Origin of the sequence: Virgibacillus oceani, assembly GCF_041521345.1 — a bacterium.
Classification (GTDB): Bacteria; Bacillota; Bacilli; order Bacillales; family Amphibacillaceae; genus Virgibacillus_N; species Virgibacillus_N oceani_A.
In genome coordinates this window covers 17,039-43,274 of record NZ_JBGOHB010000032.1, presented here as the reverse complement: position 1 = coordinate 43,274, position 26,236 = coordinate 17,039, and the positions used below count along the sequence as shown (strand labels likewise).

23 protein-coding genes are annotated in these 26,236 nt (G+C 40.6%); 5 read left to right on the top strand and 18 right to left on the bottom strand.

Annotation, left to right across the window (positions count from 1 at the left end):
- Nucleotide 1 precedes the first annotated feature (1 nt).
- The 18 genes from ACDX78_RS19035 to ACDX78_RS18950 all read right to left on the bottom strand — a co-directional run bounded on the left by ACDX78_RS19035 (nt 2) and on the right by ACDX78_RS18950 (nt 20,789).
- A complete protein-coding gene (locus ACDX78_RS19035) occupies nt 2–619 on the bottom strand; it encodes a sugar transferase (RefSeq protein ID WP_486029853.1) in 618 nt (205 codons plus the stop codon).
- Complete coding sequence (locus ACDX78_RS19030; RefSeq protein ID WP_486029851.1) at nt 619–1,734, bottom strand: DegT/DnrJ/EryC1/StrS family aminotransferase; 1,116 nt, start codon at nt 1,732–1,734, stop codon at nt 619–621. Before ACDX78_RS19030 ends, ACDX78_RS19035 begins: the two co-directional genes overlap by 1 nt.
- Before the next feature lie 21 nt (nt 1,735–1,755).
- On the bottom strand, nt 1,756–2,637 hold the full coding sequence (gene galU, locus ACDX78_RS19025) for a UTP--glucose-1-phosphate uridylyltransferase GalU (RefSeq protein ID WP_486029849.1): 882 nt from the start codon (nt 2,635–2,637) through the stop codon (nt 1,756–1,758).
- 62 nt (nt 2,638–2,699) lie between these two features.
- Entirely contained in the window at nt 2,700–4,007 is a 1,308-nt protein-coding gene (locus tag ACDX78_RS19020) for a nucleotide sugar dehydrogenase (RefSeq protein ID WP_486029847.1), read from the bottom strand.
- A gap of 39 nt (nt 4,008–4,046) precedes the next feature.
- Nucleotides 4,047–5,876: a polysaccharide biosynthesis protein gene (locus ACDX78_RS19015; protein WP_486029845.1), complete on the bottom strand. Its 1,830-nt coding sequence runs from the start codon at nt 5,874–5,876 to the stop codon at nt 4,047–4,049.
- Between the two features lie 404 nt (nt 5,877–6,280).
- A complete protein-coding gene (locus ACDX78_RS19010; RefSeq protein ID WP_486029843.1) occupies nt 6,281–6,937 on the bottom strand; it encodes a response regulator in 657 nt (218 codons plus the stop codon).
- Nucleotides 6,938–7,038: 101 nt separating this feature from the next.
- The gene (locus ACDX78_RS19005; protein ID WP_486029841.1) at nt 7,039–7,803 is read right to left on the bottom strand and encodes a tyrosine-protein phosphatase; all 765 of its coding nucleotides are present in this window, start codon (nt 7,801–7,803) and stop codon (nt 7,039–7,041) included.
- A gap of 343 nt (nt 7,804–8,146) precedes the next feature.
- Nucleotides 8,147–9,346: a chromate efflux transporter gene (chrA, locus tag ACDX78_RS19000; protein WP_486029840.1), complete on the bottom strand. Its 1,200-nt coding sequence runs from the start codon at nt 9,344–9,346 to the stop codon at nt 8,147–8,149.
- 89 nt (nt 9,347–9,435) lie between these two features.
- Entirely contained in the window at nt 9,436–10,455 is a 1,020-nt protein-coding gene (locus ACDX78_RS18995; protein ID WP_486029838.1) for an ABC transporter ATP-binding protein, read from the bottom strand.
- Complete coding sequence (locus ACDX78_RS18990; protein WP_486029836.1) at nt 10,452–11,483, bottom strand: ABC transporter ATP-binding protein; 1,032 nt, start codon at nt 11,481–11,483, stop codon at nt 10,452–10,454. Before ACDX78_RS18990 ends, ACDX78_RS18995 begins: the two co-directional genes overlap by 4 nt.
- Nucleotides 11,484–11,504: 21 nt before the next feature.
- Nucleotides 11,505–12,425, bottom strand: coding sequence for an ABC transporter permease (locus ACDX78_RS18985; RefSeq protein WP_486029834.1), 921 nt, complete (start codon nt 12,423–12,425; stop codon nt 11,505–11,507).
- Nucleotides 12,426–12,440: 15 nt separating this feature from the next.
- On the bottom strand, nt 12,441–13,319 hold the full coding sequence (locus ACDX78_RS18980) for an ABC transporter permease (protein ID WP_486029832.1): 879 nt from the start codon (nt 13,317–13,319) through the stop codon (nt 12,441–12,443).
- Nucleotides 13,320–13,422: 103 nt separating this feature from the next.
- Complete coding sequence (locus tag ACDX78_RS18975; RefSeq protein WP_486029830.1) at nt 13,423–15,012, bottom strand: glutathione ABC transporter substrate-binding protein; 1,590 nt, start codon at nt 15,010–15,012, stop codon at nt 13,423–13,425.
- 56 nt (nt 15,013–15,068) lie between these two features.
- Nucleotides 15,069–16,154 carry a M14 family zinc carboxypeptidase gene (locus ACDX78_RS18970; protein WP_486029828.1) on the bottom strand — a complete coding sequence of 362 codons (1,086 nt, stop codon included), beginning with the start codon at nt 16,152–16,154 and terminating at the stop codon, nt 15,069–15,071.
- A gap of 227 nt (nt 16,155–16,381) precedes the next feature.
- Nucleotides 16,382–17,074, bottom strand: coding sequence for a FadR/GntR family transcriptional regulator (locus ACDX78_RS18965; protein ID WP_486029826.1), 693 nt, complete (start codon nt 17,072–17,074; stop codon nt 16,382–16,384).
- Nucleotides 17,075–17,671: 597 nt separating this feature from the next.
- Nucleotides 17,672–18,370: a CpsD/CapB family tyrosine-protein kinase gene (locus ACDX78_RS18960; RefSeq protein WP_486029824.1), complete on the bottom strand. Its 699-nt coding sequence runs from the start codon at nt 18,368–18,370 to the stop codon at nt 17,672–17,674.
- Nucleotides 18,345–19,118, bottom strand: coding sequence for a YveK family protein (locus ACDX78_RS18955; RefSeq protein WP_486029822.1), 774 nt, complete (start codon nt 19,116–19,118; stop codon nt 18,345–18,347). The genes ACDX78_RS18960 and ACDX78_RS18955 overlap by 26 nt, the downstream gene beginning before the upstream one ends.
- Before the next feature lie 756 nt (nt 19,119–19,874).
- Nucleotides 19,875–20,789, bottom strand: coding sequence for a LysR family transcriptional regulator (locus tag ACDX78_RS18950; protein WP_486029820.1), 915 nt, complete (start codon nt 20,787–20,789; stop codon nt 19,875–19,877).
- A 174-nt stretch (nt 20,790–20,963) separates the two neighbouring features.
- Between ACDX78_RS18950 and ACDX78_RS18945 the strand changes: the two genes are divergently transcribed.
- The 5 genes from ACDX78_RS18945 (at nt 20,964) to ACDX78_RS18925 (ending at nt 26,147) form a co-directional block, all read left to right on the top strand.
- On the top strand, nt 20,964–22,046 hold the full coding sequence (locus tag ACDX78_RS18945) for an extracellular solute-binding protein (RefSeq protein ID WP_486029818.1): 1,083 nt from the start codon (nt 20,964–20,966) through the stop codon (nt 22,044–22,046).
- 24 nt (nt 22,047–22,070) lie between these two features.
- A complete protein-coding gene (locus tag ACDX78_RS18940; RefSeq protein WP_486029816.1) occupies nt 22,071–23,783 on the top strand; it encodes an ABC transporter permease in 1,713 nt (570 codons plus the stop codon).
- 3 nt (nt 23,784–23,786) lie between these two features.
- Nucleotides 23,787–24,887 (top strand): ABC transporter ATP-binding protein, encoded by a 1,101-nt coding sequence (locus ACDX78_RS18935; RefSeq protein ID WP_486029814.1) that lies wholly within the window; start codon nt 23,787–23,789, stop codon nt 24,885–24,887.
- The gene (locus tag ACDX78_RS18930; RefSeq protein WP_486029813.1) at nt 24,880–25,491 is read left to right on the top strand and encodes a metallophosphoesterase; all 612 of its coding nucleotides are present in this window, start codon (nt 24,880–24,882) and stop codon (nt 25,489–25,491) included. Before ACDX78_RS18935 ends, ACDX78_RS18930 begins: the two co-directional genes overlap by 8 nt.
- A gap of 497 nt (nt 25,492–25,988) precedes the next feature.
- Nucleotides 25,989–26,147 (top strand): hypothetical protein, encoded by a 159-nt coding sequence (locus ACDX78_RS18925; RefSeq protein WP_486029811.1) that lies wholly within the window; start codon nt 25,989–25,991, stop codon nt 26,145–26,147.
- Nucleotides 26,148–26,236: the final 89 nt, after the last annotated feature.

Genomic DNA, 26,236 nt, shown 5'->3' with positions numbered 1-26,236 from the left:
TCTATTCAGCTTTATTTTCAGTTTTCATATATATATCTTCAGATTTAAAAAGTTTTATTAGAGTTTTTAATAGAATCTTGATATCAATCCATAAGTTAAATCCATCAATATATTTATTATCAACAACAATTCTATTATCCCAACTAACTGAATTCCTAACAGTTACTTGAGTTAACCCTGTTACCCCAGGATTCATTGAAAACCTTTTTTTTGCCCACTCCGGATAATTTTCAAATCCATCATACGGAAAATAAGTAACTGGGGGACGTGGACCTACAAGACTCATTTGTCCCGCTATAACGTTAAATAGTTGTGGTAATTCATCAAGGCTTGTTGCACGTAGGATTTTACCTACTTTAGTAATCCGATTATCCTTCTCATTTTTTACAGTTAACCCATCTCCAATTTTTTCAGCATTAACTACCATGGTTCTAAATTTAATTATTTTAAAAGTTTTACCATTTTTTCCTAGTCGTCTCTGTTTAAAAAACACAGGACCTTTAGATGTTAATTTTATACAAAGTGCTATAATGATGAGAAGAGGAGAAAGGATTATTGTTCCTATTATACTACCAAGAAGATCAATCATACGTTTAATAAATAAATTTAAAGTGCTCATTATTTATTCCACAGCCCCTTAATAAGGTTACATATTTTCATCAGATCTTCATCTGTCATCTTCGTATCTGAAGGTAAACAGATACCATTTTCAAACAGCTTCTCTGACACACCTTCACCAACAAAATCATATTTTTCAAAGTATGGCTGTAGGTGCATTGGTTTCCATATAGGCCTTGATTCAATATACTCTTTTTCAAGAGCCTCCATAATGTTAATCGGTCTTACTTTACCAGTCAGGGTCATTGAACTTAACCAATAGTTTGGCTCATCCCATTCATTACTAGGCATAAACTCCATGCCACCAAGTCCTCCAAGTTCTCTCTTGTAAAACTCAAATATATATATCTTCTTTTCAACTCGCCGGTCTAATACTTTAAGTTGTCCTCTACCAATACCAGCAACTACATTACTCATTCGATAATTAAAACCCAATTCGCTATGCTGATAATGCCTTGCCTTATCCCTTGATTGAGTAGCCCAAAATCTGGCTTTAGCAACTTTCTCCTCATTATCAGAAACTAGCATCCCACCACCAGACGTGGTAATAATCTTATTTCCATTAAAAGAAAAAACACCATAATCACCAAAGGTACCAGTATGCTGACCTTTATAATATGTCCCTAAAGACTCTGCAGCATCTTCTATAACCACTACATTATGTTTTTTACATATTTCCATAATTTTATCCATATCTGCAGACAGACCATATAAATGAACAACGATAACTGCTTTAACTTCTGGGTACTTTTCAAAAGCCTTTTCCAATGCTTTTGGACTCATGTTCCAAGTTTCAAAATCACTGTCAATAAAAACAGGTATTGCGTTTTGATAGATGATAGGGTTAGCCGTAGCAGAGAATGTTAGTGTCGGACAGAAAACAATATCTCCTTCACCCACACCGGCAGCTTTTAAAGCTAAATGTATTGCTGCAGTACCAGATGAAAGAGCAGCAGCATCTGTAGATCCGACCTTTGCCGCCAACTCTTTTTCAAACTGATTCACATTTTCGCCAAGTGGTGCAATCCAATTGGTATCAAAAGCTTCTTGTACGTACTGCTGTTCGTAGCCTTCATCACTCATATGAGGTGATGAAAGGAAAATTCTGTCTGCCATGTGTAAGACTACCTTTCCTCATTAAATAGTCAATTTTTCTTCTTTTATTTTCTCTACTAAATACTTATAAAGTTCGTCCTTAATCTCCTCATTCTCCAAAGCCAACTCAATATTCGTCTTCACAAACCCTAACTTCTCCCCAACATCGTACCGCATTCCTTCAAAATCATAAGCATACACCTTTTGCAGCTCATTTAACTTCTGAATAGCATCCGTAAGCTGAATTTCTCCACCAGCACCAATTTCATGCTTATCCAGGAAATCAAATATTTCAGGATTAAACACATACCTGCCCATAATAGCTAAATTAGAAGGAGCAGTTCCTGGTTTAGGTTTTTCTACAAAATCATGAACCTGATAACGTCTGCCTTCAATCGTACTTGGATCTACTATTCCATATCGATGTGTTTCATTATCCCCAACTTGTTGAACACCTACAATAGAAGATTGTGTTTCTTCATATTGCTGAATTAACTGCCTTAGCCCTGGAGTTTCAGCTTTTACAATATCATCTCCAAGCAGTACCGCAAATGGCTCATTCCCTATAAATTTCCGTGCACACCATACAGCATGGCCTAATCCTTTTGGATCCTTCTGTCTTATGTAATGCAGATCAACATTGGAAGCATAATTCACTTTATCAAGCAGATCAAATTTTCCCTTCTTCATTAGACTATCTTCTAATTCATAGTTGTGGTCAAAATGATCTTCAATCGCACGCTTACCTTTCCCGGTAACAATAATAATATCTTCTATTCCTGATTCAATGGCCTCTTCAACAATATATTGAATAGTAGGTTTATCAACAACAGGCAGCATTTCTTTTGGCATCGCTTTTGTCACCGGTAAGAATCTCGTTCCCATCCCAGCTGCGGGGATAATCGCTTTTTTAACTTGTTTCATCCTAGCCCTCCTAACAATATGCCATCACAAAATTGATGTCTGAGTTTTATAGTTTAAACATCTTATAAACTCCAATAATAATAGCCTTTGGTTTCAAATTCCTTGCTATTTAATATCCCTTTTATATCTACTAATACTCTTTTATTGGAATATAACGAATCAAAAAAATCTGGTTTGTAATTTGTAAACTCTTTGTGTGGGACTGCCACTACCACAGCATTCAGATTTTTAAGTTCCTCATTACTTACTAGACCTATATTATATTGTTTTTTTACTTCCTGTTGATCTGCAACAGGATCATGAACTAACACATCTACGCCAAAATCCTTTAACTCATCAACAATGTCTATAACTTTCGTATTTCTGACATCAGACACGTTTTCCTTAAAGGTAATACCGAGTATAGCAACTCTTGCACCTTTAACAGCTTGACCTGAATGTATAATCTGTTTTATTACATTCGTTGCAACATGCTTTCCCATCTCATCATTAATTTTTCTACCCGCAAGGATAATTTGTGAATGATAACCTAATTGTTCTGCTTTATAAGTGAAGTAATAAGGGTCTACTCCAATACAATGACCGCCAACTAACCCTGGCTGGAATTTAAGAAAGTTCCATTTTGTTCCCGCAGCTTCCAAAACATCATTTGTATTTATATCCATCTTATTAAATACCATAGATAGTTCATTCATAAATGCAATATTAATATCTCTCTGTGAATTTTCTATTACTTTTGCTGCTTCAGCTACTTTAATAGTTGGAGCTTTATGAATACCAGCTTCTATAATAGAATTGTATACTTCATAAATTGACTCAAGAGAATCTTCATCCGATCCGGAAACTATTTTTGTTATCTTGGTTAATGTATTTATTTTGTCTCCTGGGTTAATTCTTTCAGGAGAATAACCTACTTTAAAATCCTCATTAAACTTTAAGCTAGAGTATTCCTCAAGTATAGGTACACATACTTCTTCTGTAGTTCCTGGATAAACCGTTGACTCATAAACAACAATAGATCCTTCAGATAGATTTCTTGCAACTGTTTTACTTGCTTCTATGATAGGTGTTAAATTTGGTGTTTTGTCAGCATTTATGGGTGTAGGGACAGACACTATAATGAATTTACATCTTTGTAATTCTTTTTCATCATCGGTCAATAACGCAGTGGTATTCTTAGTTGCTTCATCGCCAACTTCTGCTGTTACATCTTTTCCTTTTTTATATGTCTCTATTTTTTCACTGTTAGTATCAAACCCTACTAAATCGTATTTTCTAGCAAGTTCAATCGCTAACGGGAATCCAACATAACCTAGACCAATAACAGCTATTTTATCTTCTTTATTTTTCAATCTCGCGTACTCAATCATTTGCAAACTCCTTAACCCTGCAAATACAGTATTTTTTTCTTATGATCCCTTCACAGACAATATAGTTCGCTCCATATAAACAATCTTCATCAATTCATCCTTCAGTTTCTCACCGTTGTATGTATCAAACCCATCAAACAAATTCTCCAACATACCTTCATCCACTTCCACCGTCCGGCCAACATAAATCTTCTCGTAAACCGCTCCAGGATGAACTTCATCCTCCCCAAGCAGCTCCTCATACATCTTCTCCCCAGGTCGAATCCCAGAGAATGCTATCGGAATCTCATCCTCCGAATAACCTGATAGTTTAATAAGGTTTCGAGCCAAATCAACAATCTTCACAGGCTCACCCATATCCAGAACAAAAATTTCTCCACCCTTTGCCAGGGTTCCGGCCTGAATAACAAGCCTGGATGCTTCAGGGATCGTCATAAAGTAACGAGTCATTTCCGGATCTGTTACCGTGACAGGGCCGCCGTTCTCAATTTGTTTTTTAAATAGTGGAATCACACTGCCCCGGCTGCCGAGCACATTCCCGAACCTCACCGCAACAAATTTCGTCCTGCTCCGCTTGGCAATAGTCTGGACTACCATTTCCGCTACACGCTTCGTTGCTCCCATCACATTCGTTGGGTTGACCGCCTTATCCGTAGATACAAGTACAAACTTGCCAATCCCAAATGTATCTGCAGCTTCAGCGACATTTTTCGTCCCAATCACATTATTTTTCACTGCTTCATGCGGGTTATATTCCATCAACGGAACATGCTTATGGGCTGCAGCATGATAAACAATTGCCGGCTGATGCTCTTCCACAATCTCAAACATTCGCTGTCTGTCCTGCACATCACCAATGACCGGCAGAATTTCCGTATCCGTATCAGCGAATTTTTGCTTGAGTTCCATATCAATCGAATAAATACTGAATTCCCCGTGCCCAACCAGTACAATTTTTCCTGGTGTGAAATGCATAAGCTGACGACAGATCTCGGAGCCAATGGAACCTCCTGCTCCTGTCACCATCACAGTACGGTCCGTTACATAGCCGGATATCGCGTTAATATCAAGTTTAACCGGCTCCCGGCCAAGTAAATCTTCCACTTCGACATTTTTTAAGTGGCTTACCGACACTTTTCCGGTCATCAGATCTTCAATTTTCGGGATCATTTGTACTTGGGCATTCGTTTTATTACACGCATTGATAATATTCTCGAGTGCGCCATTATGAAGAGAAGGGATCGCAATGACAATATGTTTAATTCTCATCTCCTCAACGATAGCTGGTATATCCTTTACCCTGCCAGCAACTGGCAGGTCATAAATCTGCATTTTCTGCTTCGTAATATCATCATCGACAAAGGCAACAGGCCGCAGTTCGAATTGCTGTCCATCATTTTTCAACTGACGGACGATCATCGCACCGGCTGAACCTGCTCCGACGATCAGTGTTCGTTTTTGCTTGCCTGCTGCTGTTATGTATCTGTCGCGGAAGATGCGCCACATGAAACGGGAACCGCCAATGAAAATGATATGGAGCATCCAGGTGACGACTAGTGCTCTCCGGTAAATCCCAAAGTCATTCACAAGAAACTGGACGAGTCCTGCTGCCACAATCGAAAAAGTGACTGCTTGTACAATCGTAAGCAGTTCCCCGATACTCGCGTATGCCCAAACTTTATTGTACAGCTTATAAATAAAAGCGAATAAATGATGAAAAAGTAAAAGTGCAATGGCGCTGATAATCAATACTTCAATCCGGCTGTCGGAATAAACCGGGAAAACTATCCAGGAAGCAATGAATATCGCTGTACTGACAATGATCGAATCCAACAGGATCAAGAGAGTTAATCTCGTTTTGTATGTCATTCGCTCGGCTCCTTTCCTGGGATGACGGTATGGGGTGCGCTTATCTTATGTATACGCTGGTCTCGACGTATTTCGGTAATTTTTTTAGCTACATAAAGTATTTCGTAGTTTACTAGCTTTCTTTCGGGGTCTCACCTCAATATTCACGTCTCTTTGAATAAGTATGTTTCTACTTCAATTACTAAGTATACTATGTATTTCTCTACGATCTAAATCTATCTGCATTTCTTTAAACTATCTTTACATTTTCTTTACAAAAAAGCAACATCATCAATAGTACTAAATAACTAGTCATATTGGAAGTGACTTTTGTAAATTAAAGTCATATTTTCATTTTTTCGTTCGACATAATATGACAAAGTCTGCATAATGCTTCGCTTGTGCTCTCCCTTTTGTGATAAACATCATGTAATTAAAGTTTTGAGGAAGGCCTTTACTTCTTTTCGATTACGCATTTTAAGCTGGTCATATAAATCACTGATATAATTTTTAATCGTGCCTTCACTTAACATCAGTTTTTCGGCCATTTTTTTATTTGTCGCATCTTCTGTCAGCATGTAGGCCAGTTCCAGTTCCCGTTTCGTCAGATGAATGTGCTGCCCTTTCAGCCTGTCTTGCAGTATGACTTTCTTGTCATATTTCAAGTGACGAATCTTGGTTGCCATTAATTTTGCAGCCTTGCCCGAGATCACCACTTCATCATAGCTCACGTCTAGAATTGCTCTTATCAGCTGTTCCTGATCCAGCTCTTTTAAAAGGTATCCGTCAGCGCCTGCGTTAAATCCATAAATAATTAGTTCTTCCTCGGCAAATGTGGTAAGTAGAATAATCTTGATGTGGGGGTACCGATCTTTTATTTGAAAGGTGGCTTCAATCCCGTTACTCTCTGGAATATTGATGTCCATGAGCAGCACATCCGGTTTTAACGCCTCGATATCATCCAGTATCTTCAGCCCATCGGAAGCAAGGCCTACCACCTCAATATCCTCTTCTTGTGATAAGATGGCCCGGACCCCTTCAATAAACAGCCGCTGGCCATCCACCATCATCACCTTCACCATGATTCCAGCTCCCTTGCTCCGGATTTCTACTTACCATTACATTGTACTAGAAAGGGTATACATTGTTGTGAGCACCATCACTTTTCGTTGGATAACCCTCTCTAAAATAAACCAAGAAACTTCTTCTTTTTTATTTTGGATGGTTCAAAACGATTCACATTCATGTTGTCGACGAGCAGCTGGCTGTTTTCCAGGAACATATAGAAGTAATCACTGCCGAAGTTTTTCTTTACTTCCTGAAATGCTTCCTCCATCCAAAAAGCACGCGTCTTGGTATTATGTGCATCTGAAGCAATAAAATGCGTCAAATGATTTTCCAAGAGCTGCTGGGAGAACTTCTGAATATTTTTTCCAAACTTTCCGGTGACACTGCCGGCGGTAACTTGCGTGAGTGCACCGTTTTGCACGAAATCATATAGTTTTGTCGGGTGCTCGATTAGCTCCCGGTTCCGTTCGGGATGAACGATGATCGGTGTATAACCTGCCACCTGAATGTCAAAAATCATTTGCTTGGAGAACCGCGGCACATGGCCGGACGGAAATTCGATGAAAAGATATTTTGTCTCATTTAAAGGAAGAATAAGGTCATTCTCCATATCTTCCAGCAGTTCCCCGTAGATACGGATTTCCTGACCCGGGAGCACAGTCAGCGGGATATCCTCTTTGACAAGCAGTTCACTGAGAATTTCCGTATATTGGATAATCGCTCTCCGCTCATTGTTATATTTTCCATTTTTATGGTGCGGGGTGGCGATGATCGTATCGATGCCCTGCTCTACCGCAGCTTTCGCCATGGCAATACTGTCAGCTTCCGTTTGCGCACCATCATCCACGCCCGGCAATATATGGCTGTGTATATCAATCATGTGAGTTCACTTCCTATTTTAATAAACAGTGTTTTTGTTAGAATTATTGAATAGTTTAATATTGTACAGTATAGCAGAATGCGTCAATTTTTTACAATAATACAGGTTTTTCGCTACACCTCCACAGTTTACACACCCATCTATAGGTGTATTCCCTGAATAGGTATCTAGTCAAACATTAAGTTTAACAGCTTTGGATGCTTTTTAATAGATGGAAAAAATTACAAGAGCACGAAAAAGGCCGTCTCAACGAGAGAATATCTTCTCATGAGACAGCCTTTTCTACGATAGGATGACTAACCTATATATTGCGAATTTGTGAAGTATTGTTATGCCGATCATATCAGCCAATGATAAATCCGGCTGCTGCTCCGATAGCAACAACAAAGAGAGGAGAAACCTTCCAGTAATGGATTAATACAAATAATGCGATAGCTAAGACGACATCTGATACGGAGGAAATAGCATTGGTAATAATTGGATCAAACCAAGCTGCAGCCAGTATGCCAACTACTGCTGCGTTTATTCCTATGAGCGCACTTTGCACTTTCTTGAAGTGACTGATATAGCTAAAAAAAGGAAGTGTGCCAATCACTAACAAAAACCCAGGCAAAAATATCGCAATGGTCGTTATAATAGCACCCGGAATGCCATAAATGATCGCCCCCAGGTAAGAAGCAAATGTGAACATAGGCCCCGGGACTGCCTGTGCTGCTCCATATCCTGCCAAAAAGGTATCTGCGTCCATTAAATTCGTAGCAATCACTTCATTTTCCAGCAAAGGTAGCAATACATGCCCCCCGCCAAATACGAGTGCACCCGCTCTATAGAAACTGTCAAAAAGGCTTACTAACTGATTGGAATAAAAGTAACTTATGATCGGCAGTATGATGAGTAAGGCAAAGTAGGCAGCTAAGCTTATTAAACCTGTCCTCCGGCTAAATGGAGATTGTATCGTTTCTTTCTTTTGCATATCGTTGTTTTTCAGAAATAATATACCCGATAGTCCGCCAACTACAATGAATAAGATTTGAATGTAGGGGATATCCCATAATAGAATTCCGCCTATGACAATCAATGCAATGGTGATTCTCTGCCAGTCCGGCGTTAACCTTTTTGCCATGCCGATGAGCGCATGGGCGACAATGGCTACCGCAACGATCTTTAATCCGTTCAGCCACCCCGCATCTGTCAGATCATACCCTTGAAGCAGATAAGCAAATAGTACAAGCGCAATGGATGACGGAAGGGTGAATGCCAGGAATGACAGGAAGCCTCCCCAAAACCCTGCCCGGATAAAACCGAGGGAAGTTCCTACTTTACTGCTGGCAGGACCGGGCAGCATTTGGCTTAAAGCGATGAGATTCGTATAATTTGCATCTGACGTCCACTTTCGGCGCGCAATATATTCATCCCGGAAATAACCAAGATGGGCAATTGGGCCACCGAAAGCGGTGACACCAAGTTTTGCAGCCACCTGGAGTGCTTCGAGCAGCCGTTCACGGTAGGATGATGTTGTTGTTTTTTTCTTTTCAAAGCCCATTCATATTATCTCCTCATAGGAAACTTCGGTACTTCGTTTCTTTTGAATACGTATATGTCCAAGATGTTTGTTTTGCGGTGACTGCGCGATTATACCTGCTCCGGGAGCACCGGGTCCTGATTCATCGCTATTTCTTCCATATGATGACATGCTGCCTGGTGTTTACCTCCATCTTGGTCAACCGTGCGCATTTCCGGATATTCCTTTTTGCATAGTTCAGTGGCAAATGGACATCTTGTATGGAAATGACAGCCGCTCGGTGGATTCATGGGTGAAGGAATGTCTCCTTCAAGCATGATCTTGTTTGTAAGGTGTTCCGGATCCGGTACCGGAATAGCCGAGAGTAATGCCTGGGTGTAGGGATGACTTGGCGCATCAAATATCTCTTTTTTCGTCCCTGTCTCTACAATTTTTCCTAAGTACATGACAATGACACGGTCTGAAATATGGCGCACGACACCAAGATCATGCGATATAAATAAATAAGTCAGGTCTAATTCCTTTTGCAGCTTTTTTAATAAATTCAAGATTTGCGCCTGTGTGGAAACGTCCAGCGCGGAAACAGCTTCATCGCAAATAATTAATTTAGGTTCCAAGGATAATGCTCTTGCAATGCCGATTCTTTGTCTTTGTCCGCCGCTGAATTCATGCGGGTAACGTTCTGCATGGCTTGGACGCAGGCCCACCATTGTCATGAGTTCCTTTATCTTCTTACTTCTTTCCTTTTTATCTCCCAAACCTTGCACTTCCATGGCTTCATCCAGTATTTCCTTCACCTTTTGACGAGGATTAAGAGAAGCAAACGGATCCTGGAAAATAACTTGGATGTCTTTCCGCTTTTTTCTTAAGGCTTCTTTTTTTAATTCGAGAAAATCTTTTCCTTCAAAGAGCACTTCTCCTGAGGTGGGTTCATCCAGCCTTAGAATTGCTCTTCCTGTCGTTGATTTGCCGCATCCGGATTCTCCTACTACACTTAATGTTTCTCTTGAATCGATGTAAAAGGAGATGTCATCCACTGCTTTTACATCATTGATTTTTCTATTGAGAATACCGCCTTTTACAGGAAAGTACTTTTTTAAATGCTTTACTTCTAATAATGGAGCAGTCATGACTGTTCAGTCGCCTCCTTCTCCCCTGTTGATTTATCCCATTTTGCTGTGTGCATCCAGCACCGCACTTTTCGATCTGTTTGCTCGTCTTCGGGCTGTTCAAGCACAGGATGTTGTTTGCAAATATCCCTTGCAAATGGACATCTTTCGGCAAAACGGCAGCCGGATGGCATGTTGGAAGGTAGCGGGACCATTCCTTCAATGGTTTCCAGTTCTTCTACATCCACATCATGCCTTGGCATGGACTTCATTAATGCCTGTGTATAGGGATGCAGCGTTTTTTTATACAAGGATTTTACATCTGCTTGTTCCACAATTTCCCCGGCATACATGACGACCACTTTATCTGCCACCTCTGCAATGACGCCAAGGTCATGCGTAATCATAATGACTCCCATATCCGATTCTTTCTGTAATATCTTTATTAATCTCAGAATCTGGGCTTGTACGGTAACATCCAATGCTGTGGTAGGCTCATCTGCAATAAGCAATTCGGGATCACAGGATAATGCGATCGCAATCATGACACGCTGTCGCATCCCGCCAGATAATTCATGAGGATACCTTTTAGCCCTGTCTGCAGGTGCAGGAATCCCTACCAGCTTTAACATATGGACAGCTTGTTTATTTGCTTCTTTCGTACTGATTTTCTTATGAATGCGGATTGCTTCAGCCACCTGATGCCCGACAGTCAACACGGGATTCAGTGAAGTCATTGGTTCCTGAAAGATCATGGATATCCGATTTCCCCGGTATTTCTCCATTTCTCTTTTTGACTTTTTTGTCAGGTCTTCCCCGCTTAATTTTATTTCTCCACTCGTTACTTTTCCGGTCTTATGCAATAGATTCATAACGGACAGGGAAGTAATACTTTTACCTGATCCTGACTCCCCCACGATTCCCAATGTTTCATTTTTACCGACAGAGAAGTCCACGCCGTCCACTGCTTTCACTTCCCCGTCTGGTGTAAAAAAAGAAGTTCTCAAGTCTTTTACTTCCAATACAGTTTCCTTATTGTCGGTTTCCATTTGTTTGCTTCAACCTCCCATCTAATTCATTTCAATTCTTTTGTTTACAAAATGGTAAATAATATCAACCACAAAATTCAGTATCACAAAGGTGATCGCAAAAATGACAACACTACCTTGAACGACTGGAAAATCCCGCTGTGCAATGGAATCCACGACCAATCTGCCCAGCCCGTTTATACTAAATACTTTTTCCGTTAAAACGGCACCGCTCAGGAAAAATCCAAACTGCAGACCAATGATTGTAATGATTGGGATGAGTGCGTTTCTAAAAGCATGTTTATATATAACTACCCGCTCTTTTACCCCTTTGGCCATTGCAGTTCTCACGTAGTCCTTTTCAATCACTTCGAGCATACTTGACCTTGTCATTCTGGCAATTACCGCCGCACCGGCCACACCCATTGTGACTGCCGGCAAAATGATCTGCTGCCAGGTTCCCCACCCCGAACTTGGAAGCCATCCCAGCTGGACGGAGAAGATATACATTAATATAAGTCCAAGCCAGAAATTCGGTACAGAAAGTCCAAGGACTGCAACCATCATGGTTCCATAATCACTCAATGAATTATGTCTCATCGCTGCAATAATCCCTGCCAGCACACCGCCTGTAATCGCAATCAGCAAACTCCAGAAGGCCAGCTCCAATGTGATCCAGAACCGTGGAACCACTAATTCTGTAACAGATTGACCGGTACTTACCGATTCGCCTAAATCAAATTGAATGAGATTCATTAAAAAATTGCCATATTGTACAGGTAAAGGATCGTTAAGACCCAAATTTTCTCGTATTTGTTCCAATTGTACTTCTGTTGCCCCTTCACCTGCAGCCACCTCCGCAGCATCTCCAGGGACAATTTGAATAATTAAAAATGCTACAATCGTTACACCAATCAGGATTGGAATAAGCTGCAATAAACGCCGAATAATAAATATATGCATTTTTTTACCCCCTTCTTATTTAGATTTCGGATCAAGAATGTCCCTTAAACCATCACCCAGCAGATTGAATCCAAGAATGACCAGTACAATCATTAAACCGGGAAAGATAGTCAAGTGGGGGTAGTTCAACATGTAGTTCTGGCCGGCATTTAACATCGCTCCCCATTCTGGTGTTGGGGGTTGTGCACCGAGACCAAGAAAAGACAATCCTGAAGCCAATAAAATAGAATTTGCGATCCTTAGTGTGATGGTCACGATGATTGGTGAAGTTACGTTTCCAAGAATATGTTTAAAAATGATCTTACTATCCTTTGCACCGACCACCCTGATTGCATCGATAAATTCCATGTTCTTCACCTCAAGGACGGATCCTCTGACCATTCTGATAAAAACAGGAATATTATAGATGGATAAAGCGATAATGATATTATTCAGGCTCGGACCCAGTGCACTTATAATAGCTAATGAAAGCAGGATGCCGGGAAAAGCAAGCAAAACATCACAGGTCCGCATTATAATAGAATCAGCCACTCTCCCGTAAAAACCCGCAAACAAGCCAAGCACTGTTCCGATAAACGCACCAATGGCTACAGCAGCCAGCCCTACATAAAGCGTTAAATGTGTACCCGCAATGATACGGCTGAAAATATCCCTTCCTGACTCATCTGTACCGAACCAATGTGTTGCCGATGGTGTTTGAAACCGCTCCATCAGGTTCACTTCCGTCGGATCATGCATCTGGAGAAGCGGGGACAGAATAGCAACCATCATGAAAAATGCAATAATAGCTCCTCCAATGAGTGATGATTTGTTTCGCAGCATTTTTTTGAACAATGATTTCCAGGTTGGTTCCATTTTTACGTCCTCCATCGACGGTTCTTTCATTGTCTCCATTATCTTCATCACTCCTTTATAACTGGCTTTTCATTTAGGAAAATTATAGATTAATTGGTGTTACCGAAAGAACAGTAACACCAATCCATATTTTTATTTAAGATTAATAGCCGCCGTCCTGGGTTACGCCACCTGTCACGGTTGCATTCTTGAATGAGTGATGGCTGGATAAATATTGAACAAAACCTTCCACATCATCCGATACCCCGAATAAATACTGCGGGCTGGCTACTGCGATTCTCGGGATATCCTCTGCTATAATTGCCTGCGCTTCCTGATACATGGCTTCCCTATTTGCATCATCATCTTCCTGTCTAGCTTCCCATAACAGTTCATCCACTTGTTCGTTCGTGTAAAACATGCGGTTACCCGCAGATCCGTGATTGTTGGAATGATAAATTCGATAAAGGGCATCATTCGGATCGGCGATACTATTAGACCATCCTGTAATCACGATATCATGATCTCCTGCTCCCGATTCGGATACCAAAGTACTGAATTCCACCTGTTCAATGGATAAATCGATATTTAATTCTGATAATTGATCTTGTATATATTCGGCTTTTTGTATAGCTTGGGCATCCGTATTTGCTGCCCAAATGGATAGGGAAAACCCGTCTTCATATCCCGCTTCTACGAGCAGTTGTTTTGCAGCATCCATATCATATGGATAAGGTTCTACTTCCGGATTAAAGCCAAAAGTAAATTCATCAATCGGACCGGTCGGTTTATTTGCATAACCTTGGTATATTCCTTCTACAATTTGATCAATGTCTATCGCAGATGCAATAGCTTGGCGGACGCTAGCGTCATTAAGCGGTTCTTTTTCCGTATTAAACTCTATTGTATTTACCCGCACACTATCTTCTGCCAGGAGACTCGCATTATCCATCTGCTCTACTTGATCAGTATTGACTGACGTGATATTGGTAATAACATGGGCTTCCCCATTGGAAAGCATGGCTATCCTTGTATTTTCCTCCGGTACCACTTTATAGGTAAGTGAATCCAATTGAGCCGGTTCACCCCAGTAATCGTCATTTTCAACTAGAACAATTTCATTTCCATGCTCCCATTCTTCAAAAACAAACGGCCCTGTTCCCACCGGGTTTGTATCAAGATTAACATCCCCTGCATAATCATCTTCAATGGATTTCGGACTCATGATGGCACCCGTGTAGTGGGTAAGCGATTTTGGCAAGGACATGAATGGTTCCGATAACACAAAGTGAACCGTATAATCATCGATCACTTGTACTTCCTCTACCATATCGAATTGTGAAGCAACGGCAGAGGCTACTTCCGGGTCAAACATCCGGTCAAAATTTGTCTTCACTGCTTCTGCATTAAATGGGGTGTCATCATGAAATGTAACACCTTCTCTTAAATGAAACTCCCAGGTAAGATCATCTATCATATTGTAATCTTCTGCGAGGCCTGACTGTATGTCCATATTTTCATCTTGAGTTAATAAGGTTTCAAAAATATGGGACTTAATCGTGCCTGTATCAATGGAGTTGGCTCCCTGGACATTTAAATCTGATGCATCGTTAGGAATAGCTACGACTAAATCACTTGCACTATCTACTTCTTCTGCAGCGCTATTATCTGTAGATGGATCATCATCTGAACAAGCAGTCAAAAACAGAAAAGAAGCAACCATTAAGTAATAAAAGTATTTTGATATTTTCATGTATTTTCCTCCTAAATTTATATGTTAAAGCTCATGTATTTTTTAATAGATTGATATTACCAATATTTCGGCAGGCTATAGTATTCATTACCGTCTAAATCATCCACTGTGCCATCTGCCATGTTTTGAATAATCCCCCATAATGCGTAATCCATCAGCTCTAATAATTTCTCATCCTTAGGGTAATCAGGTTGTTGACCAGGGATTTCTATTAATACACTTGCACTTCCATGCAATGCGAGCGCGCTGCCAAATAATCCCGGCATATCCTGATCAATCGGATGATAAAATTGCGCCAACCCTTTTCTTAATTCCGCATCCGCGTTTTCCATAACGCCTTTCACAGCAGCCATTGCGTAACGGCGGGATTTGTCCTGATCGAGCTTTGGCCAGTCTTTTGCATATCTCTCGTTACCATCCTTACCAAGACTAGGATAGTTGAGTGCGATCGTAACAAGCTGGTCGGTGCCATTGATATAGTTAACGGGGGAAAAGTTTCCGCCCATCTGCCTGAGGTCAACATAAGCTTCCACCTCGTCAAATTCCGCTAAAAGTGAAACATATAAATCTCGTATAATTCTTGCTTCATTGGTTAGCATGAGTCCAAATTCAGAGCTGTCGCCCGGCAAGTCTTCTGCACGGGGTTCGTAATTGAAATCTGCGTGAAAATCCCTGTTTAATTCCAATCCGTTCCCTTTGTAATACCAACATGGATCCGTACCTTTTAATTGGGGATAAATTTCAGTTATTTCTTCCCAGGAAATTTCATTTTGTTTTTGTACTAATTCAGAACCATCTGGATTTAACTTGGGCACAGCCACGATTGTAAGTTGTTCTAATAATGCTTCATTCTTGCCACTGCGATCGGTTGAAAGTGCGTCAAGAAGGGAGAGCAGCACTTCGGTACCAAATTTTTGTTTCCCATCCATTTCACTGGTAAGAAGCAATACCTTTTTCCCAGTGCCCACACGCGCAGCGTAGATTTCTCTTCCTTGAAAAGATGTTCCAAGAGTAGTTACTTTTATTCTTCCAAGACTGTTTTCTTTCATCTCATTCACCCGTTTCCTCAGTTGTCGATGGGAAGTCCATTCTGATGGATCAAATGATGTTTTTTTATTTTTTTCAAGCATGTTGCCTTCCATTCTTCCAGCTCCTTAAGATGATAATCTAACTAAATTTAACTTTACTTACTCTCTGCATTTATGATTAATAATATTATATTATTATTATTAAAAAAAGCAATAGATATAGTGAAATTTTTTTAAATTCTTTTAATAAAATAAGAAATGGAACTGTTATGAAATGGTGATAGAAATGTTTTATAAAAATAAACGGTGACTGCCTTGAAGACAGTCACCGTTTATTTTTATTAATATGCTTTTACAATGCTTTCTACTTGTAATAATTGTTCTCTCATGGCTTCTTTTGCAAGCTTGCCATTTCCATTGCAAACCTCTTCCATTAATTCCTTATGTAATTTCAGACTTCTGTCTCTTTCTTTTTTTGAACTGATCGTAACGTTAATTCGTCGGGTTTTAATAAGTGCATTATATAAGTTCTGCATTAAGCTCAACATTAATTCATTGTGAGAAGAGGAAATAATACTCCAATGATAAGCATAATCTGCTTCAGGCCATTTTTCTTTATCATTATAATATTTTTCCAATTGTTCATATCGATACCGGATTTCCTTTTTGTCTTCCTCGGTTGCAAACTGCGCCGCAAGTTCCACTGCAGCTGGTTCAATCGCAAACCGCAGCTGATTTAATTGCATAAAGAATTCTTTTTGATGATCCGATTCAGAAGCCCATATTAATACATCCGGATCCAGCCACAGCCATTCTTCCCTGGCCTTTACGACCGTACCGGTTCTCGTCGAACTTTCCACCAATCGCCGTGCGACCAATCCTTTTATTGCTTCCCTGCTGACAGTCCGGCTGACACCTCTTTGTTCACTCAGTAATTCCACTTTCGGCAGCACTGTTCCCGGCTTTAATACACCATTCACTATATCTTTGCCGAGATCATGCAGTAATTGCTCACTTAAATTAAAAGGTCTCATCATAATCCCCCTCATCTATTCGGAAAGTAGCAAAAGGAATTTAACCTTTTCGATACTTTCCAAGTTTATTCGTTCGCCCTTAGGTCAGATGCCCTTTTTTCTCCAAACAGAAAACAGGTGTAACTTTATCATCCCTAATAATAATATTATATTATTATTATATTTTTTTCCACTTATCAACAGGAAATTTTCGACATTTGTAAAATATAGAATATCTCCCTTATCATGTAAGCCCTTTCATTATATTTAAAATGAGAAGCGTATAAGAACATCATAGTACTTGTTCAAAGAATGATAAAAGGACTGAAAAATTCGATGCAGCTTAACTTGGAGTATTTGAAAAGCAAGTTAACGTCGAGCCACCCGCGATGTGGTGGCTTCGACGTTTGGCGCAAGACGTGTCGGTACTATTCGAGGTTCCCCTCCCAGCGCATCATTTTCAATGAACTATTTGAAAAAAATAATGATATACCGACAGCTTACCTCTACATTCTAAAGTCATAAAAAAACGCATGAGTCTTATTGGGTTATAATTACAGAAAACACCGAATATCATCTCATGCGAGAAATAATAAAAAAATTGTAATACATTCTACTTTAATTCGCCCCATAGTAATAATAATAGTTTGCCTTTTTCTTCTCACGGTCATTGAGCACCGTACCGAGCAGTTTCGCATGTGCCGGTTCCAATGCTTCCTTCGCTTTAATTGCTGCTTCATTTTCTGTCTGGTTACTTCTGACAACCAGCAGGGAACCATCCACGATATTTGCCATAATTTGTGCGTCCGTAACCGCAAGCACGGGCGGTGTATCGAAAATCACGAGGTCGTAGGATAATTTTGCATCATGTAAGAGCTGCTGCATTTTTTTTGAAGCAAGCAGTTCAGATGGGTTCGGCGGGATTGGCCCACATGAAATGACATCCAGATTATCGACATCTGACCGGTTCACCGATTTTTCCAGCGTATGCTCCCCGACAAGGATATTACTTAAACCGCGCAAATTATCAAGGCGGAACGTGTAATGTACCGTTGGCTTTCTCAGGTCCGCATCAATAAGCAGCACCTTTTTTCCCTGCTGTGCATAAACAACAGCAAGGTTTGCCGTTGTCATTGATTTCCCTTCTCCTGGCCCGGATGATGTAACAATCATCGACTTGAGCTCATTATCTATAGAAGCAAACTGCAGGTTCGTTCGGACCGTACGATACTGCTCCGTAATCGGAGATTTTGGGTTCAATTTGGCAATCACATGCCTCATTTTATTTGTTTTAGACTGATTTCTTTTCCGCGCCATTATACCCGTCACCTCGATTCTGCTGTTTTTGCTTTGGTTTAAATGTAAACTGCCCTTCGCGTATGTCCTTGTCTTCCACATGGGAAATCACGCCGAGTACCGGAAGTTCCAGTTTTTTCTCAATATCATCCTCGGTGGTGATCGTGTTGTCCAAGTACTCCAGCAAGAAGGCCAGCCCAACACCGATCATCCCGCCAAGGACAATGGCAATGGCGATATTCAGCACAGGGTTTGGTGCTACTGGAGACGGATTTGCACTGAGCTCCGCCTGGGACAATATGGTAACATTGTCAACACTTAATATTTCTGGGATGTTTTGCTGGAAAACGGAAACGGTTGTGTTAGCCAGCTGAACCGCCATACTCGGGCTTTCATCCGTAGCTGTTACGGTGACCACCTGAGAATTATCCTGGTTGGACACCTGAATTTTATCAGCAAGCGTGCTCGCAGAATACGAAAGGCTCAGCTCCTCCACAACCTCATCCAAAATAGCAGGACTTGTAATAATTGCATTATATGTATTTATAATTTCAGTATTAGACCAGTTATCATTTACACTATATTGGACATTCGGATCCTGCTCTCCCTGATTAACAATAAATTGGGAGCTGGATTCATAAGTCGGTGTCAGCACAAAATAACTGACGACAGCAGCAATCAAAGCCGCACTAAAAATAAACGCGGTAATCATAAGTAGCCGCTTTTTAATGACTTCAAATATTTCCTTTAAGGAAATCGTTTCTTCCATGGTGTTAACCCTTCTTCCTTTTGTAAATTTTGGGACATGAGGACATTTTTTTTCGGTGGGGCGAGCATTTTAGCACAGCCCCGGATACCTTGTCCCAGTTGAGTGCGGGGCACATGGTAGGTACATTGCCCCAGCTAAATATTAACTCGTGCCATGAGTTGCATTTTGAGTCAGCATTCTACAGCCTTTTCTATTAATCTATTTTCTATTTCCATATTACAATAAACGATTATAGCATATTTGGGAAGGTTTAAGTATAGCTTTTTTGCAGAATTTTAAGATGTTGGGGAATTATTGGAGGAAAATATTGGAGCAGGAAAAGCCGTGGAGAAGTGTATTTACAGGAAATTTGGCATATCGCGGGATTAATTGTGTGATTTGCTGCATATTGCTTGTAACGCTCCGCTGAATTAACTTTCGAAATAGGGAGAAACGCTGGCTAACTACGACGTACCGCAGGATAAACCGCTTGAATTACGGAACGAAACTGCTAAACTGTGGGACAATCGGAGAGAATCGCTGAATAAAACTGTGAGCAGCACGATTTCTATTGCGATATAAAGCTGAATGTTCCACTTCGCAGTCAAAAACACCCTTGAACCCATATAATCACTGAATGCTTAGCTGCTTCTATTTGTCTTATAGTTGTCGTGCTCTTTACTCTTTTTTGTCCTTACTTTTTTATTTCTCCTATAAGACATGAATCCTAAACCGAATTTTTCCATCTTGTTCTCCCAATTCAGCAACACTTTTGGATTAATTTACCCTTGTTTTACGAATGCTTTCAAAGTCCTCCTTAAGCATATTCAAAAAACTCTCCATGGTATCCGTCAAAACCTGTCTCTTATGGTATCCCACATAAATATAGCGATTCACCTCAAAATTTGGTATTGGCCGGCCGGCAAGTTTACCGTTTTTTTGTTCTTCCATTGCACAGCTTATGGAAACAATGGCGATGCCGAGTTGATTTTTTACCGCTTCTTTCATTGTTTCTGTTGAAGAAAGTTCCATTACCTCATTCACTTTCAATTGATACTCATTTAACCAGTTGTCTACAAAAGATCTGGTGAGAGAACCTTTTTCATGCAATATAAAAGGCTGATTATTTAAATCGGAAGCAGTAATGGTCTGTTTCCCGGCTAACTTGTGATCAGGATGCAAAAGCAATTGGAGATCTTCCTTTATTAATTTATCGGCATGCATTTCCGCATCATTAAATTCATTGTAGGAAAAGATGGCCAGATCAATTTCAAAGTTTTTCAGTTTATCAATTAAGACATTTGCCGGTTTTACTTCTACAGATAAATTTGCATTTGGGTATGCCGTTTTAAATCTGCTTATTGTAGGCAATATCATGTACGTTGCCGGAGTGTATGTGGAACCGATGGACAGACTGCCCATTCGCTTTTCAGCAAAATCCTCCATCATTAGACTTGTTTTATCCAAGAGTGAAATGATTTGTTTTGCCTGATGATAAAGTACCCTCCCTTCTTTCGTTAGTTCCGTTGTTTTACTATGGCCGGATTTAAATAAGGCAAACGGGTATTTTTCTTCCAGATTTTTCAAATGAAAATAAACGGTTGGCTGTCGAATATGTAACTGGTTTGATACCTCTTTAAGCGTTTTATATTCTACCAACGTAACAAAGGTTAATAATTGCTGAATATTCATCTTAAACCCTCTCCTATTAGGTTGACTTCATTCTATATTAGATTTTATCTAATATTTTTTCAATAAATTAAACATTATTTAATCATTAATTTACATTCCCTTAATATTTAGTTGACATCTGTTTGATACGCTATTCATGAGTGAAAATCCAAGCATATTATAGGAGGAGAAAGCATGCAGTTGAATCGTGTAAATTTGAGTATCATCTTTTTATTAACAGCTTTACTGTTTCTGGCAGCGTGTGGTGATGCTGATAATCAGTCTGAAGGAAGTGAAACAGATTCCAATGCAGAAGCAGAATCGGAGAATACGGAAGATAATAGCAGCAGTGAGCCGCTGGTACTCTATGCCAACGACTTAACCGACTATATTGCCGACATGTTTGAAGAAGCCACCGGTTATGAAATGGAAGTCGTTCATGGTGGCGGCGGAGAGATTTTATCCCGAATGGAAGCAGAACAGGGGAACCCACAATGGGATGTTGTTTGGACTGGCGCTTTAAGTTCTTTTCATGGATTCAATGAAAGAGATTTTTTCCATGAAGGATTTGAACCGGAGAATCTTCAATACATGACTGATGAAGGTATGGAGCATTTACCGGAGAATAATGGTTATTTCCCTATGAGCGTACATGCTGCTGCAGTAATTGCCTATAATACGAATCTAATGAGTGAAGAAGAAGTGCCCGCAACATGGGAAGATTTCCTGAACTATGAAGGAACCATGGCGATGGCTGATCCGGCAGTGGCAGCACCTGCGTATCCTGTTGTTTCTCATATATTTGACCACATTGGGATGGATGAATCCAAAGAGAAATTCCAGACCTTATTTGAAGACGGCCGCTTAAGTGTATTCCCTAAAAATGGTCCGCTTGGCCAGGCGCTAATCAATGAAGAAGCAGAAATTGCCGCGTTGCAGGAGCACCATGCCTATGATTTTAAATGGGATGGAGAACCAGTTGATTTTATATGGCCGGAAGATGGCGCGGCTGGATCCATACGTGCAGTAGGTATTAGCAAAGACACGGACAATCTGGAAGCAGCAGAAGCATTTGTGGAATTTATGCTGGATCCGGAAACTCAAACAGCACTTGCTGAAATTGATGACAGAGATAGCTTATTTACACCATTCGCTGAAGGAGCTGTGGCTGATCCAGAACGGGAACCTGAACCATATATTGAATTACCGGATACGGAATGGGCGAGTGAACATGAAGCGGAGATAAAAGAATGGTTTGCGGATCAGGCTATTCATTAATCTGACGAACGGAGTGGCGAAGTAATGAGGTTTCCACATTTTCGGTCAATAAAATCGACACAACTATTAGGGGCAGGTACTACCCTGCTTCTATTCTTTTTAATCCTGCTTCCTTTACTGGCGGTCATTTTACAAATTATTTATCCTGGTTTTTTCTTTGGGAGCAGGGAGTTTGCAGGGTTCGGATTACTATTGGAACTATTTGAACGGCCGCTTTGGAAGGTATCATTGACAAATTCTTTGATACTGGCAACAGGTGCTGCTTTTTTGGGAACGTTTATAGGTGGTACATTGGCGATTGTTCGATCCAGCTGGCAATTTAAAGGAGCAAAATGGCTGGATGTCACTGTATGGGTGTTGTTGATCATGCCGTCATTTATTATTGCCCAGGGATGGGTGTTATTTGGCAGCGGGAATGGTTTAGCTAACGAATGGCTTGGTGTAACCTGGGTCACCGATTTCATATTTCAGCCATTTGGCCTGATTGTGATTATGGCTTTGAGTAAGTTCCCACTTGCCTATTTGTCACTAAGGGCTGCACTGGAATGGAATGTCGTTGATTATATAGATGCTGCCAGATTAAATGGGGCAAATAATTTTGACGCCTTATTAACCATCAGGCTGCCATTGTTAATCCCTGCATTTGTTGCAGGATGGTCGCTTGTATTCATGGAAACCATAGGAGATTTCGGGCTCCCTTCTGCTTTATCGACAGTTTATCGTTTTCCGACATTGCCTTATACCATTTATTCTTCCATCAATATGTCGCCGACCCGTTTTGATCTGGCAGGGGTACTTTCCTTTTATCTTGTGGTTATTATCATTTTAGCGTTAATTATTTTATTTATTGCCATGAAACGGGCACGGTATGATTTTTTAACAAACCGGGCGGTCAAACTTGAGGCAAAGACAGTGAGCTGGCACCCTCTGCTTACCATTGGGACTCTTCTGTTTATCGCTATTGTACTTGGGATCCCGGTCGGTTCCAGTCTGATGGTGTCATTTATGTCCACCATAGGGGGAGGATTTGCGGCAGACAATCTAACGATTCAATATTACTTGGACACGTTAACCAATGAAACATTTATCACCAGTTTGCTGAATTCCTTACGAATAGCCGGAATAGCTGCATTTTTCAGTATGATAATCGGTTTTGTTGTTTCATTCATTATTTACTTTACAAAGTTTCCCTTTAAAGGGTTTATTAATATGATGTCTCTTATTTCATTGGCTGTTCCTGGCATTGTATTAAGTGTAGGATACATTTTTATTTGGAATCAGACCTGGCTTGAGTCAATCAATTTAAATTTATATGGTACACCTTATATTCTTGTCCTTGCAGCCATTGCCGGTGCCATTCCATTTGCTGTTCGTCTGCAGGTCGGCGCTTTTTCCAATATTCCGGAGACGATGCTGCATGCTGCTGCCTTACAGGGGGCTACAGTGCGCAAGCGAATGTATTCGATCGTCCTTCCTTTTGTAAGAAGTGCGTTAGTTATATCTTTTATTGCTTCGATGGGGACAAGTGTATTCGATCTGGCATTAGGAACCATGCTGCATCCGCCTAATTACCACCTGCTGCCTGTTACCATTGATAATGCATTTGAACGGGCTGACTACGGTTTTTCCACTTCAGCTACGATCATTGGCGGATTAGTCATTATTGCGATCATACTTATGGTTGAGGCAACCTTTAAAGTCTTATTCCGGATGATAGACCAAAGAAAGGTGAAGTAAACGATGAATAATTTATTAACAGTCGAAAACGTAAGCAAAAAGTATGGGAATGTTTCCGCATTGGATCATTTATCTTTTTCTATTAAGCCAGGTGAATTAGTCAGTATTTTAGGACCTTCTGGCTGCGGAAAATCAACTTTATTACAAGCTATAGCAGGTTTAATCAAACCTTCATCCGGTGAGATATTCATAGATCAACAAAAAGTATCGGACAGTAGGGTTGTCATACCGCCCGAAAAACGCCCCATTAATATGGTTTTTCAGGATTATGCCTTGTGGCCGCATATGAACGTGTATGAAAACATCGTCTATGGATTAAAAAGAGGTAAAGGAAATGCGAAGAGGAACAAAGGAAAAGTAGAAGATATTCTCCACAAGTTACACTTAGATGGACTAAAAAATAGAATGGTCTCCCATCTATCCGGCGGGCAGCAGCAAAGAGTCGGTATAGCCAGGGCATTAGTAACCGAACCAAGCATTTTACTTATGGATGAACCATTATCCAATCTGGATATTAAGTTACGATTGGAAATGCGCGAAGAACTCTCCATGCTGCTGAGTGAATTAAATATCACCGCTGTACATGTGACACATGATCCGATGGAGGCTTTCGCGTTAGCGGACTCTCTATTGATCATGCGGGATGGCCAATTGGAACAATTTGGTCCAAAAGAAGAAGTGTTCCGGTTTCCAAAAACAGAATGGGTGGCACAGCTATTGGGTTATACCAACCGGCTTCAATCAGTAAATGCGGAAATGGATCCGCAGCACAGCCAATCAGGGACTGTAATATGGGGTGATCAAAAGATCAAAGGGATAGTACTGGGCAATCACAAAGGAACTGCAGGCAACTGGAAAGTTATCATTCATCCGGAGCATATCCAGGTAATGGATGAAATGAAAGAAGATCAGGATTATAACGGGATCAAAGTAAGGGTCAGGCATGCTGTATTTCAAGGCTTGTCATGGCGTGTCATTCTTGATGTTAATAAAGGGGAAAGTTTATCCTTTATTACTGATCATCCATTGCATATAGGTGATGAACTAACGATCGGCTTTCCTGTGCAACATACATTTATATATAAGGAAGATTTGCGTGAATAGGAAACTTGCCATCTCTGATATTCACGGGCATGGGGAGCTCCTGCTCTCCCTCTTACACGCCGCCTGTTATCACCCTCCATTTGATCAGTTAATATTGTTGGGTGACTATATACATAAAGGACCTGATACGAAAGGAACTATAAACATCATCAGGGAATTATGGGATCAGGAAGCCGTCGTTTTAAGGGGAAACCATGAACAAAAAGTAATAGATGCCTTGCCCGGAACCCAGTACTTTATGGAACGGGGAAAAAATTTTTTTCATCATATGCCCCTATACTATGAAGATAATCAATACATCTATGTACATGCCGGCATCCGCCCGGGCATCCCTATGAAATTGCAGCTTGCCGAAGACCTGCTCCGTATTCGGGAACCATTTTTGAACCAGCCGCATCAATTGCCAAAACAGGTGATCTTCGGCCATACTTCAACCGATCGCCTGGGGATGGCAAACCATATTTGGGTACGACCCGATAAAATTGGGATAGACACTGGTGCCGGTCATGGAAAAACACTATCTCTTGTAGATCTAACCAATAAAGAAGTATACAGCTGCCACGTGAAAACCGGGGACATAACTAGACAGGATTTCCCTGGATAAGGCGGATTCTCGTGGGACATGCGGACAGGTTTCTTGTCCCGGGTTAAATGCTGAAATGTGGCGAATCGCTGGATGAAATTGCGTAACCGTTGGGCAAAACCACCGATAGATGATAAAAGTGTACCAATCGTTTGGAGGATGGTGTAAAGATATTGACTAATAAATGAAATGCTATGTGAATGATGTATGCTATGTGAAAGAGGTAATCTCCTGCACTTTTGCCGAGCGGAGGACGATTACTTCTTTTTTCTTTTGGTGACGAGTGCAAATGATCGCTATCATGGCTGTTAACCCGGTTGCAAGAAAAATTCCAAATTGTATTAGCAGGGTTCCATGCTTATAGATATAGAAAACACAATATAGATGACTCAATGAAAGTTAATGGGATCGAGTTTGAAGTTATACATACTATCTATGATAGGAGCCTGTCAGATGGTTACGGGAGACGGAGCACAAAAAAACAGCGGAAATGAATCCGAAAGACTTGCGGGATGAACTTGAAGAAATACGAACAGAATGCGTTGACAATCCTTGGTTCTGAGCTGTCTTCTTTTGTGACAGGCGAGATTATCAAAGCAGGCGGCCGACTTGGAATTGTGGTATCCCAGGAGTCCACTTTCCTTTCTTCAAGTGACAACCAATCCGTGAATAAGTAATTTCAATGACTGGGAAAGCTTAAACGACACTTCCCGGGGAAATAGCTGCAAAATAAATGCGGGGACGGATCAGGTTTTTCTTGTGATTT